The sequence below is a fragment of the Streptomyces sp. NPDC051563 genome (assembly GCF_044454225.1).
Lineage (GTDB): Bacteria > Actinomycetota > Actinomycetes > Streptomycetales > Streptomycetaceae > Streptomyces.
Map to the genome: position 1 here is coordinate 17,887 of NZ_JBITDL010000014.1, position 14,616 is coordinate 32,502.

General features: G+C 71.0%; 14 protein-coding genes. 9 read left to right on the plus strand and 5 right to left on the minus strand.

The window, feature by feature from the left end; all coding sequences use genetic code 11:
* Positions 1-64 precede the first annotated feature (64 nt).
* The gene (locus tag ACIA8F_RS17975) at positions 65-658 is read left to right on the plus strand and encodes a TetR/AcrR family transcriptional regulator (RefSeq protein ID WP_399379806.1); all 594 of its coding nucleotides are present in this window, start codon (positions 65-67) and stop codon (positions 656-658) included.
* An 11-nt stretch (positions 659-669) separates the two neighbouring features.
* Here the strand turns inward: ACIA8F_RS17975 and ACIA8F_RS17980 are convergent, their stop codons facing one another.
* Positions 670-1,932, minus strand: coding sequence for a PucR family transcriptional regulator (locus ACIA8F_RS17980; protein ID WP_399379808.1), 1,263 nt, complete (start codon positions 1,930-1,932; stop codon positions 670-672).
* 201 nt (positions 1,933-2,133) lie between these two features.
* Between ACIA8F_RS17980 and ACIA8F_RS17985 the strand changes: the two genes are divergently transcribed.
* The 4 genes from ACIA8F_RS17985 (at position 2,134) to ACIA8F_RS18000 (ending at position 6,022) form a co-directional block, all read left to right on the plus strand.
* Positions 2,134-3,060: a proline dehydrogenase family protein gene (locus ACIA8F_RS17985; RefSeq protein WP_399379810.1), complete on the plus strand. Its 927-nt coding sequence runs from the start codon at positions 2,134-2,136 to the stop codon at positions 3,058-3,060.
* A gap of 32 nt (positions 3,061-3,092) precedes the next feature.
* Positions 3,093-4,724, plus strand: coding sequence for an L-glutamate gamma-semialdehyde dehydrogenase (gene pruA, locus ACIA8F_RS17990; protein WP_399379811.1), 1,632 nt, complete (start codon positions 3,093-3,095; stop codon positions 4,722-4,724).
* A gap of 252 nt (positions 4,725-4,976) precedes the next feature.
* Positions 4,977-5,828 carry a hypothetical protein gene (locus ACIA8F_RS17995; RefSeq protein ID WP_399379813.1) on the plus strand — a complete coding sequence of 284 codons (852 nt, stop codon included), beginning with the start codon at positions 4,977-4,979 and terminating at the stop codon, positions 5,826-5,828.
* Positions 5,822-6,022: a hypothetical protein gene (locus ACIA8F_RS18000; protein WP_399379815.1), complete on the plus strand. Its 201-nt coding sequence runs from the start codon at positions 5,822-5,824 to the stop codon at positions 6,020-6,022. The genes ACIA8F_RS17995 and ACIA8F_RS18000 overlap by 7 nt, the downstream gene beginning before the upstream one ends.
* Here ACIA8F_RS18000 and ACIA8F_RS18005 read toward each other — a convergent pair.
* Positions 6,019-6,720, minus strand: coding sequence for a nitroreductase family protein (locus ACIA8F_RS18005; RefSeq protein WP_399379816.1), 702 nt, complete (start codon positions 6,718-6,720; stop codon positions 6,019-6,021). The genes ACIA8F_RS18000 and ACIA8F_RS18005 overlap by 4 nt on opposite strands.
* A 129-nt stretch (positions 6,721-6,849) precedes the next feature.
* Between ACIA8F_RS18005 and ACIA8F_RS18010 the strand changes: the two genes are divergently transcribed.
* Positions 6,850-7,404, plus strand: a complete 555-nt coding sequence (locus ACIA8F_RS18010) for a GNAT family N-acetyltransferase (RefSeq protein ID WP_399379818.1) — start codon at positions 6,850-6,852, stop codon at positions 7,402-7,404.
* Here ACIA8F_RS18010 and ACIA8F_RS18015 read toward each other — a convergent pair.
* Together ACIA8F_RS18015 and ACIA8F_RS18020 are read right to left on the minus strand one after the other, a co-directional pair.
* Complete coding sequence (locus ACIA8F_RS18015; protein ID WP_399379819.1) at positions 7,401-9,431, minus strand: phosphocholine-specific phospholipase C; 2,031 nt, start codon at positions 9,429-9,431, stop codon at positions 7,401-7,403. The genes ACIA8F_RS18010 and ACIA8F_RS18015 overlap by 4 nt on opposite strands.
* A gap of 119 nt (positions 9,432-9,550) precedes the next feature.
* On the minus strand, positions 9,551-9,883 hold the full coding sequence (locus ACIA8F_RS18020) for a hypothetical protein (protein ID WP_399379821.1): 333 nt from the start codon (positions 9,881-9,883) through the stop codon (positions 9,551-9,553).
* Positions 9,884-10,320: 437 nt separating this feature from the next.
* On the opposite strand from ACIA8F_RS18020, the gene ACIA8F_RS18025 reads away from it, so the two are divergent.
* The 3 genes from ACIA8F_RS18025 to ACIA8F_RS18035 all read left to right on the plus strand — a co-directional run bounded on the left by ACIA8F_RS18025 (position 10,321) and on the right by ACIA8F_RS18035 (position 13,033).
* The gene (locus ACIA8F_RS18025) at positions 10,321-10,455 is read left to right on the plus strand and encodes a hypothetical protein (RefSeq protein ID WP_274549718.1); all 135 of its coding nucleotides are present in this window, start codon (positions 10,321-10,323) and stop codon (positions 10,453-10,455) included.
* A gap of 219 nt (positions 10,456-10,674) precedes the next feature.
* The gene (locus ACIA8F_RS18030) at positions 10,675-11,715 is read left to right on the plus strand and encodes a 3-isopropylmalate dehydrogenase (protein WP_399379822.1); all 1,041 of its coding nucleotides are present in this window, start codon (positions 10,675-10,677) and stop codon (positions 11,713-11,715) included.
* 232 nt (positions 11,716-11,947) lie between these two features.
* Entirely contained in the window at positions 11,948-13,033 is a 1,086-nt protein-coding gene (locus ACIA8F_RS18035) for a branched-chain amino acid aminotransferase (RefSeq protein ID WP_399379823.1), read from the plus strand.
* Between the two features lie 71 nt (positions 13,034-13,104).
* Here the strand turns inward: ACIA8F_RS18035 and ACIA8F_RS18040 are convergent, their stop codons facing one another.
* Positions 13,105-14,550, minus strand: coding sequence for a cytosine permease (locus ACIA8F_RS18040; RefSeq protein WP_399379825.1), 1,446 nt, complete (start codon positions 14,548-14,550; stop codon positions 13,105-13,107).
* Positions 14,551-14,616 lie beyond the last annotated feature (66 nt).

Below are 14,616 nucleotides of genomic sequence, written 5' to 3' on the forward strand. Positions count from 1 at the left end.
CGTTCGTGTAGGACGTGCGTGTAGGACGTTTGTGTAGAACGGTCGTCTTGGCTACCGTGAAGGCATGGGACATCGCGAAGATCTGCTCGAAGGCGCCAAGAAGTGCCTGGTCGAGAAGGGTTTCGTGGGCACGACCGCCCGCGACATCGTCAAGGCCTCGGGTGCGAACCTGGCCTCGATCGGCTACCACTACGGCTCCAAGGACGCCCTCATGACGGAGGCGTTCATCGCCGTCGTCCAGGAGTGGGGCGACCGGTTCACGGGTGCGGTGCAGGGCGAGGGCGGCTCGCTGGAACGCTTCCGCTCGGTCTGGGACGGGGTGCACGCCGGACACGAGAAGTCCGGCCCGATCTGGGCGGCCAGCATGGAGGTCGCGGTCACCCGGGACCGCGACCGGCTCCCGGAACTGCGGGCCCTGCTCGCCGCCTCGCAGGGGGAGGGGCGCAAGGGGCTGGTCTCCATGTTCACCGGAGTGCCCGAGGAGGACCTGACGGAGGAGGACGTACGGACCTCCGGCACCTTCTACCAGGCCCTGCTCAACGGCTTCATGCTCCAGTGGCTCTTCGACCCCGAATCGGCCGCCACCCCGGCGGAACTGACGGAGGGAATGCGGCGGGCGGCGGCGGCGATGACGGCGGCGAAAGCCGGTCCGGCCTGACGCCGAGTACGTCAGCCGTGCAGGCGGGCGGCCTTGAGGGCCATGTGCAGGAGCAGGCGGTCCTCGCCCTCGTCGAGGTCGAGCCCGGTCAGCTGCTCCACCCGGGACAGCCGGTAGTACAGGGTCTGGCGGTGGATGCCCAGGGCCGCCGCCGCGCGGCCCGCCTGGCCGGCGCAGTCCAGGAACACCTCGGCCGTCCGGGCCAGTTCGGGATGGGCCGGGCCGAGCAGGGTGCGGGCCACCGGGTCGTCCAGGGCCTCGTCGGCGACGGAGGCCAGCATCCGGTAGGGCCCGATCGCGGACCACTGCGCGACCGGCCCGAGCCGCGGCCCGGCCGCCGCGGCCCGGGCGGCGCCGGTGGCCTGCTGCCAGGCGGCGGGCAGTCCGGTGAGCGCCCGTACGGGGTCGGACACCCCGGCGGTCACTCCGGTGGCCGCGCCGGGGGCGGCGGCCTTCTGGGGGGCGGGGGCGGGGGTGGAGCGGGTGCCGGCGCCGGCCGTCGCACCCGCCGGCCCGCCCGTCGTGTGCGGCATCAGGCGGGAGATCGCCGTGAGCGCCGGAGCCAGCGGGTCCGCGCCGCGCAGCCGGATCAGGACCGCGAGGGAATGCCCCGCCGGGCCGCCGCCGCCCGGGTGGGGCTCCTGTCCGCCGGCGCCCCGCCAGGGCACCACGCAGACGGCCGCCGCTCCCGGGACCGAAGCCGGGGCCTCGCCGGACCACGGGCTCACGCAGACCGCGGCGTGCGGTCCGTCGCCGCCCGGACCGAGTGCCACCCGTAGCGCGGCCACCGCCATGTCCTGCTGCCAGCCGCGCCCGGCCGTGAGCACCGCGAGGAACTCCCGGGACAGGTCGGCCCCGGCCCGGGCCTCCTCCGCGAGCAGCAGCCCGATCCGCTGGGCCACCTCCATGGCGGCGGCCAGCGACCCCGGGTCGGGGCCCGGCTCCTGGTCGAGGAGCCATACGTAGCCCTGGACGATCCCGCGGTGGCGCACCGGCAGGCAGATCCGCCCCCGGAAGACCCCGGCGTCCGGGGCGGCCGGGATCCTGACCGGGCCGGTGGCGCGGGCGATGCCGAAGCCCTCGAACCAGGACCGGACGGCCGCCGTCGACTGGCGGGTCAGGATCGAGCGGGTCCGTACCGGGTCCATCGCCAGATCGTCGTCGCTGTCGTGCGCGCCGAAGGCGATGAGGCGGAAGTCCCGGTTCTCCAGCGTCGCCGGAGCGCCGAGCAGCGCCGAAATCTCGTCCACCAGGTCCTGGTAATCGCCCTTCACCCGCACATTCTCCCACCCCCGAGGCTGCCCTTCAGACAGATGTATGAGATCCGGGCCACGGATGCGTGACAGCTGTCGATGGCAGAGGATCGGGGAGATCCCTAGGTTTCACGGTGGTTTTACTTGCGTTTTCCTTATGGCCTCCGTCGTCCCGGCGCGGGCTGAATGTCTGCTTCTGCCCGCCCCCGTTGGAGGTACCCCGTGCTGGGTCCCGCGATCCTCGCCGCCTCGCGCAGCGACAAGATGCGCCGAATCGTCTCTGCCGCCCCGGTGACCAAGCCCGTGGTGAACCGGTTCATCCCCGGTGAGACGGTCGACCAGGTCATCCCGATCGTCGAGGACCTGACGGGCAAGGGCCTGGAGGTGACCCTCGACGTCGTCGGCGAGGACATCACCACCGTGGAGCAGTCCCACGCCGCGCGCGACGCGTACCTGGAGCTCATCGAGCAGCTCGCCCCCCTGGGCCTCGGCGAGACCGTCGAGATGTCGGTGAAGCTGTCCATGTTCGGCCAGGCGCTGGAGGGCGGCCACGAGCTCGCCCTCGCCAACGTCCGCCCGGTCGTCGAGGCCGCCGCCGCCATCGGCACCACCGTGACCCTGGACGCCGAGGACCACACCACCCTCGACTCGATGTTCGCCATCCACGAGGAGCTGCGCCGCGACTTCCCGCAGACCGGCTGCGTGATCCAGGCGTACCTGTTCCGCACCGAGGCCGACGCCCGCCGGCTGGCCGCGGCCGGCAGCCGCGTACGCATCGTGAAGGGCGCCTACAAGGAGCCCGCCGAGGTCGCCTACCTGGACAAGGCCGAGATCGACAAGGCCTACGTCCGCATCCTGAAGATCCTGATGGAGGGCGAGGGCTACCCGATGATCGGGTCCCACGACCCGCGCCTGATCGCCATCGGCCAGGAGCTGGCCCGCCAGGCGGGCCGCAAGCTCGACGAGTACGAGTTCCAGATGCTGTACGGCATTCGCGGCGAGGAGCACCTGCGGCTGGCCGCCGAGGGCCACCGCATGCGCGTCTACACGGCGTACGGGACCGACTGGTACGGCTACTTCATGCGCCGCCTCGCGGAGAAGCCGGCCAACCTGCTCTTCTTCCTCCGCTCGATGATCACCAAGAACTAGCCCTCCCACTAGCTCAAGGAGCACCCCGCATCATGGACGCTGTCACCCGGGTCCCCGTGCCGGTCAACGAGCCGGTCCACTCGTACGCCCCCGGCACCCCGGAGCGCGCGCGCCTCGAAATGCAGCTGAAGCAGTTGTCCGAGAACCCGATCGAGCTCCCGATGACGATCAACGGCGTCAAGCGGATGGGCGGCGGCGAGCGCTTCGACGTCGTGCAGCCGCACGACCACAAGTCGGTCATCGGCACCTACGCGAACGCCACGAAGGCCGACGCCCAGGAGGCCGTCGCCGCCGCCCTGGCCGCCGCCCCGGCCTGGCGCGCGATGGCCTTCGACGACCGCGCCGCGATCATCCTGCGCGCCGCCGAGCTGCTGTCCGGCCCGTGGCGCGAGAAGCTGGCCGCGTCCACCATGCTGGGCCAGTCGAAGACCGCGCAGCAGGCCGAGATCGACACCCCGTGCGAGCTCGTCGACTTCTGGCGCTTCAACGTCCACTTCGCCCGCCAGATCCTGGCCGAGCAGCCGGTCGCGAACTCCGCCGGCGTGTGGAACCGCAGCGACCACCGCCCGCTCGAGGGCTTCGTCTACGCGATCACCCCCTTCAACTTCACGGCCATCGCCGGCAACCTGCCGACCGCCCCGGCCCTGATGGGCAACGTCGTCGTGTGGAAGCCGTCCCCGACGCAGACCCACTCCGCGGTCCTCCTGATGGAGCTGCTGGAGGAGGCCGGCCTGCCGAAGGGCGTCATCAACCTGGTGACGGGCGACGGCATCGCCGTCTCCGACGTGGCGCTGACCCACCCGGAGCTCGCGGGCATCCACTTCACCGGTTCGACCAAGACCTTCCAGTACCTGTGGAAGACCGTCGGCAACAACATCGAGAACTACAAGTCCTACCCGCGCCTGGTCGGCGAGACCGGCGGCAAGGACTTCGTCGTCGCGCACCCGTCCGCGGACCGCGCGATCCTGAAGACCGCCCTGACCCGCGGCTCCTTCGAGTACCAGGGCCAGAAGTGCTCGGCGTCCTCGCGCGCCTACGTCCCGGCCTCGATCTGGAATGACGGCTTCAAGGAGGCCTTCGCGGCCGAGGTCGACGGCATCACCATGGGCGACGTCCGCGACCTGACGAACTTCATCGGCGCCGTCATCGACGAGCGTTCCTTCGCGAAGAACAAGGCCGCGATCGACCGCGCGAAGGCCGACCCGACCTGCGAGATCGTCGCCGGCGGCACGTACGACGACTCCGAGGGCTACTTCGTCCGCCCGACCGTCATCGCGTGCACGGACCCGGCCAACGAGGTCTTCACGACGGAGTACTTCGGCCCGATCCTGGCGATCCACGTCTACGAGGACGCCGAGTTCGACGCGATGCTGGCCCAGATGGAGTCCGTCTCGGCGTACGCCCTGACCGGCGCCGTCATCGCCCAGGACCGCTACGCGGCGGCCGACGCGATGGAGAAGCTCCGCTTCGCCGCGGGCAACTTCTACATCAACGACAAGTCGACCGGCGCCGTCGTCGGCCAGCAGCCCTTCGGCGGCGGCCGCGCCTCGGGCACCAACGACAAGGCCGGCGCGGCGTCGAACCTGATGCGCTGGACGTCGACCCGCTCCATCAAGGAGACCCTGGTCCCGCCGACCGACTACGGCTACCCCCACATGGGCTGACCTCCGCCCCGCTGAACCCCGCCCCCGTTCCGGTACCCCCAAGTCCGGAGCGGGGGCGGTTTCCATGTCCCGGCGCGGCAACCGGTGCTAGCCTGAAGGGAGTTGTCGCGTACGGCGACACGCTCCATTACTCGGGCCCGGCTACCCGAGGGAGCAGAGGGCTCTCACGAGTTCCCGTGCGGGGTGGGTTCCACGAATCGGAGATACGCACACCTCTACGCTGCCGTGCCGGGGCGCAGCCCGGGGAGACGTATGTCCAAGCGCACCGACAACCGCCACCGCGTCGCCACGATCTGCCGTGAGGCGACGGGGCTCCCGCACCACACCTGCATGCGGTGGGCCGCTGATGGCCTCATCAGCCGCTCGCAGCCCGTGCCCGACGCCGCAGGGGCCGATCAGCAGGCTCTGGAGGCGGAGCTGCTGATGGGACTCGCCAACGGGCTGCGCCGCGATCAGGTTGACGGAGCCGTCCTCGGACTGGTCCGATCCGTACCGGATCCCAAGGGCGTGGAACTCTGGGTACACCCGGAGATGGGTGCCCGGGTGCTGTCCGTGCTCCTTCCCCGCGTCGACTGGGCCCGGCACCTGCGGTACGGGGTTCCCGGTCTGAGGCCGGTACGGGAGGGCGGCCGGGTACGGCTGCGGAGTCTCCTGCGAGATGCCTCGGTCGTGCTGGCACACCCGGATCCGGAGTGGGCCTCCTATCTCGACGAACCTGCCTGTGCTGAGCACATCTGGTGGCACAACCGGGACCGCCTCCATCCGTGGGAATCGGGCGGGCCCGCAAGGGCGGCGGATGCGGGAGCCGACCGCGACCGTCTGCTGAGCCGGCTCATCCGGCGACCTCGGCTCGTCAACGAGCCGGGGTCGGCCCACGGCTGCGCGAATACCTACGCCCGCAACGCCCAGGAGCTGTCCATCGAGTGGTGCTGCTCCGTCGAGGTGGACGACCTGGCCCGGCGGCTGTGCCGCAGCGGACTCACCGCTGGTCAGGACAGCCCTGGCCGGGGTGGTGGTCGGCTGACGTTCGGTGAGGCGGCGCTCATCGTACGGAAGGGCCCCTGCGGGCTGGTGAAGCGGCTGCCGAGGATCTACGGATGCTGACCGCGGCAGTGCTGACGGCTGCGGTACTCGGCGTAACCAAGGTCCTGCGGGACTGGCTGATCCTGCGGCAGGTGCGGGCCGCCATGGACGCGGGGTCCCCGGAGGACCGGGTGCGGATCGGGATGCGGCTGGCCGGGGCGCTCGGCGGGCGGGGGGCCGAGGAGCCCGCCGCGCCCGCCGATGGTGGAGGTTAGACCTCGACGATGACCTGGTCCAGGGACTTGCGGATCAGGTCCGGGACCTCGCAGTCGGGGGACGGGTAGCCGACCGGGATGACCGCGAAGGCCTTCTCGTTCTCGGGGCGGTTCAGGACGTGGGAGAGGAAGCGCATCGGGCTCGGGGTGTGGATCAGGGCGGCCAGGCCGGAGAGGTGAAGGGCGGACAGGAGCATGCCGACCGCGATGCCGACCGACTCGTCCACGTAGTAGTGCTTGTGCTTCGTGCCGTCCTCGCCCAGCCAGTAGCGCTGCTGGAACACCACGATCAGGGCCGGGGCGTCGGTGAGGTGCGTCTTCACGGCGTCCGTGCCGATGGGGCGCAGGGCCGCGAGCCACTCGTCGCCGAGGCGGCCGTCGTAGGAGAGCTGCTCCTCCTGCTCGGCGGCCGCGCGGATCTGCTCCCGCACGGCGGGGTCCTTGACGAGGACGAAGGTCCACGGCTGCTGGTGCGCCCCGGACGGCGCGGTCGCGGCGCAGGCGATGGCGTCCCGGACCACCTGCTCGGGCACCGGGTCGGAGGAGAAGTGGCGTACGGTCCTGCGCTCGTCCATCCGCGTACGGAGCTCCGCGGCCCGGGCGAGGGATTCGGGCGCCGGCATCCGCTCGGGGCGGTAGGGGGCGGGGCGGTACGGCTGGCCGTGGATCGGGGTCCACTGCTGGGTATCGGGAGACATGGGGCGAGTCTGCCGAGCCAATGGTCCAGACCGCCAGAGTCAGGTCGGCCCCATTCGGCCGGTGGGCGATATTTGATGTCCGCATAACGGATACGGGCGGTGGGAGAGGCCGCTTGGTACGGTCGCGCCATGAGCGGCTCCGACGTGAACGGGATCTCGCTGCGGCACACCGCGCAGCTCGCCGAGGGGGAGCTGCGGCGGGTGCGGGAGCTGCTCGCCGCGGCCTTCGAGGGGGACTTCGGGGACGAGGACTTCGAGCACGCACTCGGTGGGATGCACGTGCTGGTGCACGAGGGCGGCGAGCTCGTCGCGCACGGGAGCGTCGTGCAACGCCGGGTGCTGCACCGCGGGCGGGCGCTGCGCACCGGGTACGTCGAGGCCGTGGCCGTACGGGCCGACCGGCGCCGGCGCGGGCTCGGCGGCGCCGTGATGGAGGCGGCCGAGGGGATCGTCGGGCGGGCCTACGTGCTCGGGGCGCTCAGCGCCTCCGCCGACGGGGCCCGGCTGTACGCGGGCCGCGGCTGGCGGGTGTGGGGCGGGGAAATCGGGGTGCTCGGACCCGGCGGGCCCGAGCGGCTGCCCGAGGAGGAGGGGTCGACGTACGTGTGGGAGCCGCCCGGCGGGGTCCTGCTGGACCCGGCCGGGCGGCTCGACTTCGACTGGCGCGACGGGGACGTCCTCTAGCTGCCGCTGATGCTCGGGGCGCCCGTCTCGATGTGCCCCGTGTAGCGGCGCGACCAGGTGCCGTCGGAGTCGGCGAGGACCGTGAAGTCGTACCAGCCGTTGTTGTAGGCCACCGCGTTGAAGTAGTCCTCGCGCGAGGAGTTCGCGGGCACGGTGTAGGTCCACGGGCCGTCGGTGCGGTAGGCGTTCGCGCGGATCGTGAAGGTGACCGGCGAGGCCGAGGCGTTCGTCATCTTGAGGTAGAGCGCCGTCTTGCCGGTGCCCGGCTCCACCGCGAAGCGGGAGGCGACCTCGATGGACTTCCCCGCCTTCGACGCGTCGCCGATGAAGCGCCGCAGGAAGCGGTTCGGCCCGTACATCGAGATGTCGTACTTGCCGGAGCCGCTGCCGCTGCCGATGTTGAAGTAGTCCGTCGACGTGGCGCCCGCGTCCACCGTGTACTGCCAGGCGGCCGTGTCCCGGTACTGGTGCGGGTGGATCGAGAAGTGCGCCGCCTGTTTCGCCTCGGCGCCCGCGTTGGTCATCGAGAACCAGGCCAGGATCTTGCCGGACGCCCCGAACTCGAAGCGGTCCAGGTTCCCGTTCACCTGGTACGGGACGGCCCGCGCGGGCCGGGTCCCGGCCTCCTGCACCGGCTGCGCGTTGTCCTGCGGCACCGGGTTGGAGAGCGGGCCGCAGGTCGCCTGGCCGATGACCTTGGCCGTGGAGGGCAGGCCCGCGGGAACCCCGTAGACCGGGTGCGCGAAGTCGAAGACGCCCGTCAGGTCGCCGGTGACCTTGCGGCGCCAGGCGCTGATGTTCGGACAGGTGGCGGGGGTGCCGAGGGCCGCCGTCCACTTCTCCATGAAGCGCAGGACCGAGGTGTGGTCGAAGACCTCGGAGCTCACCCAGCCGCCGCGGGTCCACGGGGACATCACGATCATGGGGACGCGGAAGCCGAGCCCGATCGGGACGCCGTCGATGTACTCGCCGGCGGTGCCGGGCGGGGCGATCGGCGGCGGGACGTGGTCGAAGAAGCCGTCGTTCTCGTCGTAGTTGAGGAAGAGGACGGTGGAGTCGAAGACCTCCGGGTTGGCCGAGAGTGCGCGGTAGACCAGGTCCACGAAGTGCGCGCCGTCGCCGGGCGGGGCGTACGGGTGCTCGGAGAAGGCCTCGTTCGCCACGACCCAGGAGACCTGGGGGAGGGTGCCGGCGACCACGTCCGCGCGGATGGCGGCGGCGATGTCGTCGGGGGTGGAGCCGGTGACCTTGGGGACGGAGCCCATGCCGCGGTCCCACAGGGGGTTGCCGGGGGCGGCGTCCGTGAACTTCTTGAAGTAGGCGAGCCCGTTGTCCCCGTAGTTGTCCTGGGCGTTCTGGTAGACCTTCCAGCTCATCCCGGCGCGCTGGAGGGCCTCGGCGTACGTCTCCCAGGTCAGCCCGGACTCGTCGCCGCCGTCCTTGCTGCTCGCGTCGACCTTGCCGCTCCACAGGAAGGTGCGGTTGGGGCCGGTCGCGCTCAGGGTGGAGCAGAAGTAGGCGTCGCAGATCGTGTAGTTGTCGGCGAGGCCGTAGTGGAACGGTATGTCGCCGCGGTCGAGGTAGCCGAGGGTGCGGGTGTTGCCGACGCCGGTGACGAAGTTGTCCATGCGGCCCTTGTTCCAGGCCGCGTGCTGCGAGGTCCAGCTGTGCGGGAGGTCGCCGTTGCACTGGGCGAGGGTCTCGCCGTCGACCCCGCCCACCGCCGGGGTGGAGCTGAGCTTCCACGGGTACTGGCGGCCGCCCCAGTTGGGCTGGTTGAACATGCCCCAGCCGCCCGGGATGTTGCCTGCGGCGCGGTCACTGAAGCCGCGGACACCCTTCAGCCTGCCGAAGTAGTGGTCGAAGCTGCGGTTCTCCTGCATCAGGATCACCACGTGCTTCACGTCGGTGATCGTGCCCGACGCGGCGGCCGCGGCCGCCGAGGTCGGCGCGATCGCGGGCAGGGCGGCCCCTGCCATCAGCCCGGCGCCGATTCCCACGAACCCTCTGCGGCTGATCGGTGTCACTGGCTACTCGCCTCCAACTCAAGTGCCCCGCTGGCACATTGACGGCAAGAGTGGCGGCAGCCGCGCCAAAGGTCTACATCCGTGCGGTAAGAACTCGGTGAACATCCGGGTGGCCTGAATCAGCCGTCGACCCGTACGGGCATCTTGCCCGGATCGTCCTCTCGGAGCATGCCCCGGAAGGCGTCCGCCGGGTGATCAAACCCCTGGACAACGGTGGTGTCGCTGCCGATCCGGCCACTGCGCGGACGGGGTACGGGGTGGTCCTCCGGCTCCTCCCGCAGATTGGTGTGATTGCGAACCAATACCCCGTCCGGGCGCGGCGGCTTGTGTACGACCTCGAAGAGGGTGCGCGGCGCGGACCGGGCGGGCGGCGGCCGGCCCGGCGGCGCCCAGGGCCTGCCGCCGGGCTGCTGGGCGAGGTGCTCGTGGAGGAGGGGTACGCCCTGATGCACCCGGCGGGACGCCTCATGCCCGAGTCGTCCCCGCGGGAGGCCGCCGGAGCCGTGGAGGTCACCGGTTTGGGTCCGCAGGGGCCGGTGAGGTGCGTGGGGTACGTCACTGCACCGGAATCCGCAGCGAATCTCACCGTATGGGCTCTGAACAGGGAACTTCGCGCTCACGGCGGCTGAAAACGGAGCTACGGAAAGGGCCTTCCGGGCCGTCCGTCGTCTCAGATAGTAGGAAGTCCGAGTAATTGCGGAGACATACAGCGGGAGCTGCCCTACGTTGTAGAAGCCGAACGTCTCGCCGATCCGGCGAATGGCGGTCGAGAGCGCGCGCCCCATGACAGGCAACCCCTGCCGCGCACCGCTCCCCGCCTCTTCCGGCGCCTTGAAGGAACCCCTCATCCGTGGCCCCGCCACGCCGTGATCTCAAGGAGTCGATCACCATGACGCACACCCCCTCCACCACTGCCCGCCGCGTCCGCCGGTCCGCCTCCGCCGAGGCGGACCGGAAGAACGCCGCCGCCGCCCTCCAGCGCGCGCTGGACCGCCGCGACAACGGCGGCTCGACCGGCCACTGACCGACCCGGTCGCCGCCCAACGCCACCCGCCCGCCGCCGCCCGCCCGCAGGGCGCCTGCGGGCGGCTGGCCGGCGGCCTGCGGGCAGCTTCGGGCCGCCCCGGGACCTGCCGCAATCAGGTCCCCGGCCCGCCGCCGAGTACCCCCGGACCCGTACATATTGCGTCCACATCGTGGACGCAATATGTCTGAGGGATGGGACAAGGAGTACGGTTCCACCATGTCGACCAGCATCAATCTCGCAGTGATCCCCGGTGATGGCATCGGCCAGGAAGTCGTGGCTCAGGGCCTCAAGGTCCTTACCGCGGTCCTGCCCCAGGATGTGAAGCTGGAGACCAAGGAATACGACCTCGGCGCCCAGCGCTGGCACCGCACCGGTGAAACCCTCCCGGACGCGGAGCTCGAGGCCCTCAAGCACCACGACGCGATCCTGCTGGGCGCCATCGGCGACCCCTCGGTCCCGTCGGGCGTCCTGGAGCGCGGTCTGCTGCTGAAGCTCCGCTTCGCCTTCGACCACTTCATCAACCTGCGCCCCTCGAAGCTCTTCCCCAACACGGCCACCCCGCTCGCCGGCCGCCCGGAGATCGACTTCGTCGTGGTCCGCGAGGGCACCGAAGGCCCGTACACCGGCAACGGCGGCAGCCTGCGCACCGGTACCCCGGCCGAGGTGGCCACCGAGGTCAGCCTGAACACGGCCTACGGCGTCGAGCGCGTGGTCCGTGACGCGTACGAGCGCGCCAACGGCCGCCCGCGCAAGAAGCTGACGCTGGTCCACAAGAACAACGTCCTCGTGTACGCCGGTCACCTGTGGAAGAACATCTTCGACAAGGTCGGCCAGGAGTACCCCGAGGTCACCACCGACTACCTGCACGTCGACGCCGCGACGATCTTCTTCGTCACCCAGCCGGAGCGCTTCGACGTCATCGTCACGGACAACCTCTTCGGTGACATCCTCACTGACCTGGCCGCCGCCGTGACCGGCGGAATCGGCCTGGCCGCCTCGGGCAACATCAACCCGACCGGCGCCTTCCCGTCGATGTTCGAGCCCGTCCACGGCTCGGCCCCGGACATCGCCGGCACCGGCAAGGCCGATCCGACCGCGACGATCCTCTCGGTCGCCCTCCTGCTGCGCCACCTCGGCTACGAGGAGCAGGCCGCCCGCATCGAGGACGCGGTCTCCGCGGACCTGGCCGAGCGCGACGGCACCTTCCGCTCGACCGAGGCCATCGGCGACGCCCTCGCCGCGCGAGTAGCCGGCTGACCCGGTAGCCCCACCTCCAGGAAGCCGCCGGGTCGCGACCACCGCACCCGGCGGCTTTTCCTGTGCGGCCCCGGGTGCCACCATCTCTCCTGGGCCGCATTTCACCCCGTTTCACCGAACCCTCCTCCCGGGCGATAATCGAACGCGAGGCCGCGGAATACGGGGAAGCTCGGACGTCCTAGTACGCCGTGAGCGCGGTCCGCCCTACAAAACCGGTGAAGGACAAGCACTCATGACGACGCCCACGATCGAGCTGAAGCCCTCCTCGACCCCCCTGTCCGACGCGGAGCGCGAGGCGATCCTGGCCAGCCCCGGCTTCGGCCGCCACTTCACCGACCACATGGTCACGGTCAAGTGGACCGAGGGCCGCGGCTGGCACGACGCCGAGCTGGTCCCGTACGCGCCGCTGTCGATGGACCCCGCGAACATGACGCTGCACTACGCGCAGACGATCTTCGAGGGGCTGAAGGCCTACAAGCAGCCCGACGGCACCGTCGCCACCTTCCGTCCGCAGGCCAACGCCGAGCGCTTCCAGGCCTCCGCCCGCCGCATGGCGATGCCCGAGCTGCCGACCGACCTGTTCATCGACGCCTGTGACGCGCTGATCAAGCAGGACCGCGCCTGGGTGCCGGACTCCGGCGAGGCCTCGCTCTACCTGCGGCCCTTCATGTTCGCCACCGAGGTCGGCCTCGGTGTCCGCCCGGCGAACGAGTTCCTCTTCATCGTGATCGCCTCGCCCGCCGGCGCCTACTTCCCCGGCGGGGTCAAGCCCGTCTCCGTCTGGCTCTCCGAGGAGTACGTGCGCGCCGCCAAGGGCGGCACCGGCGCCGCGAAGACCGGCGGCAACTACGCCGCGTCCCTCGTCGCGCAGGCGCAGGCCGCCGAGCACGGCTGCGACCAGGTGGTCTGGCTCGACGCCGTCGAGCACCGCTGGATCGAGGAGATGGGCGGGATGAACCTGTACTTCGTGTACGGGGACCGGATCGTCACCCCCGAGCTCACCGGCTCGCTCCTCCCGGGCATCACCCGCGACTCCCTCCTCACCATCGCCCGCGACCTCGGCTACACCGCCGAGGAGGGCCGGATCACCACCGAGGACTGGAAGCGCGACAACGAGAACGGCACCCTCACCGAGGTCTTCGCCTGCGGCACCGCCGCCGTGATCACCCCGGTCGGCTCCGTCAAGTCGGAGCGCGCGAACTGGACCCAGGGCACCGGCGAGCCCGGCGAGGTCACCATGAAGCTCCGCAAGGCCCTCCTGGACCTCCAGACCGGCCACCAGGCCGACACCCACGGCTGGATGCACCCGCTGGGCTAGTCCCGCGGCCCGTACGCACGAAGGCCCGCGCCCCTCCGGGGGGCGCGGGCCTTCGTGCGTACGGGGGAGTCCTACGCGGACACCGGCTCCTCGGCGGCGGCAGCGGCTCCGGCCACGGCTCCGGCGGGGGCCGCGGCCGCGGCCGTACGGGCGGTCAGGGCGGTGTAGACCAGGCCGCCGGCCAGGCCGGAGAAGATGAAGGAGCAGTCCACGCCGCCGGTCACGGCCAGCAGGGGGCCCTCGTAGAAGGGGGTGCTCACGGCGAGCAGGCCGACGCCCGCGCCGATCACCCAGGAAGCGGTGGCGCGCAGGTTCCAGCCGCCGCGGTACCAGTAGATCCCGCCCACCGAGCGACGGTTGAACACCTGGAGCGCGTCGGCGTCGTACCGTCCCCGGCAGCGGACGAAGCCGATCAGGGTGATCACGGCCCACGGGGTGCCGATCGCGGTCAGCAGCAGCACGAACGAGGTCATCGCGGACTGCACGTTCCACTCGAAGGAACCGACGAAGACGAAGGCGGTGGCCACGGTGGCGGCGATCACGGTGGCCTTGGTGCGGGTGGCCTTGGGGACGATCGCGTCGAGGTCCAGGCCCATGGAGTACAGCATCAGCCCCGCGTTGCCCACCGATCCGGCCGCGGCCGCGGCGAGCAGCGGGACCAGGTACCAGAACGGCGACGCGGCCACGAGCGGCCCGGCGTAGTCGTCGGCGCCGGCCCCGGCCGCGAGCGCGGTGTAGGTGCCGAACAGCTGCGGTATCAGCAGGCCGATCAGCAGGCCGAAGCCGGTGGCCCAGAGCACCTTGCGGGGGCTGTGCTTGCTGGGGGAGACGTAGCGGGTGTAGTCGCCGAGCAGGGTGATGAAGGCGACGGGGCCACTGAGCCCGGCGGCGACGGCTGCGAGCAGCCAGGTCGGCCAGAAGGAGCCGAGGAGGTACGAGGTCTCCGTGGCGGTGGCGGTGAAGTCCGGGGCGTACGCGAAGACGCCGACGGCCAGCAGGACCACCATGCCGATGGAGAGCACCTTGCTCATGCGCAGCAGCAGCCGGTAGCCGAAGACGGCCCCGACGACGGTACACGCGGCGAGCACCCCGTACATCGCGGCCCGCGAGATGCCGGTGTCCGGCAGTCCGGTGAGGCGGGACAGGACGCCGACCATGACGTCGCCGCCGATCCACAGGGTCAGTGCGGTGTAGCCGAGCGAGAGCAGCAGGCCCACGATCGAGCCGACGAGCCGGCCGCGGACGCCGAACTGGGCGCCGCTGGAGGTGGAGAGGTTGGTCGCCGTCCGCAGGGAGACCAGCGCCAGCGGCGCGGTGACGGCGATGCCGACGACGGTGCCGGTCACGATGGCGGTGACCGACGGCCACAGTCCCAGTCCGAAGGACGGGGGCAGCCAGCCGAAGACGATCACACCGAGGCAGAGATTGGAGCCGAGCAGGATCGAGATCAGGTCACGAGGACCGCTCGTCCGCTCCTCCTCCGGGATGGTGTCGACTCCGCGCTGTTCGATGGGCATGGGGGGACTCCCTTGGCAGGGCGGGGGGTGGCAATACGGTGTTCTGAATGTTTGAGCGACACTCAA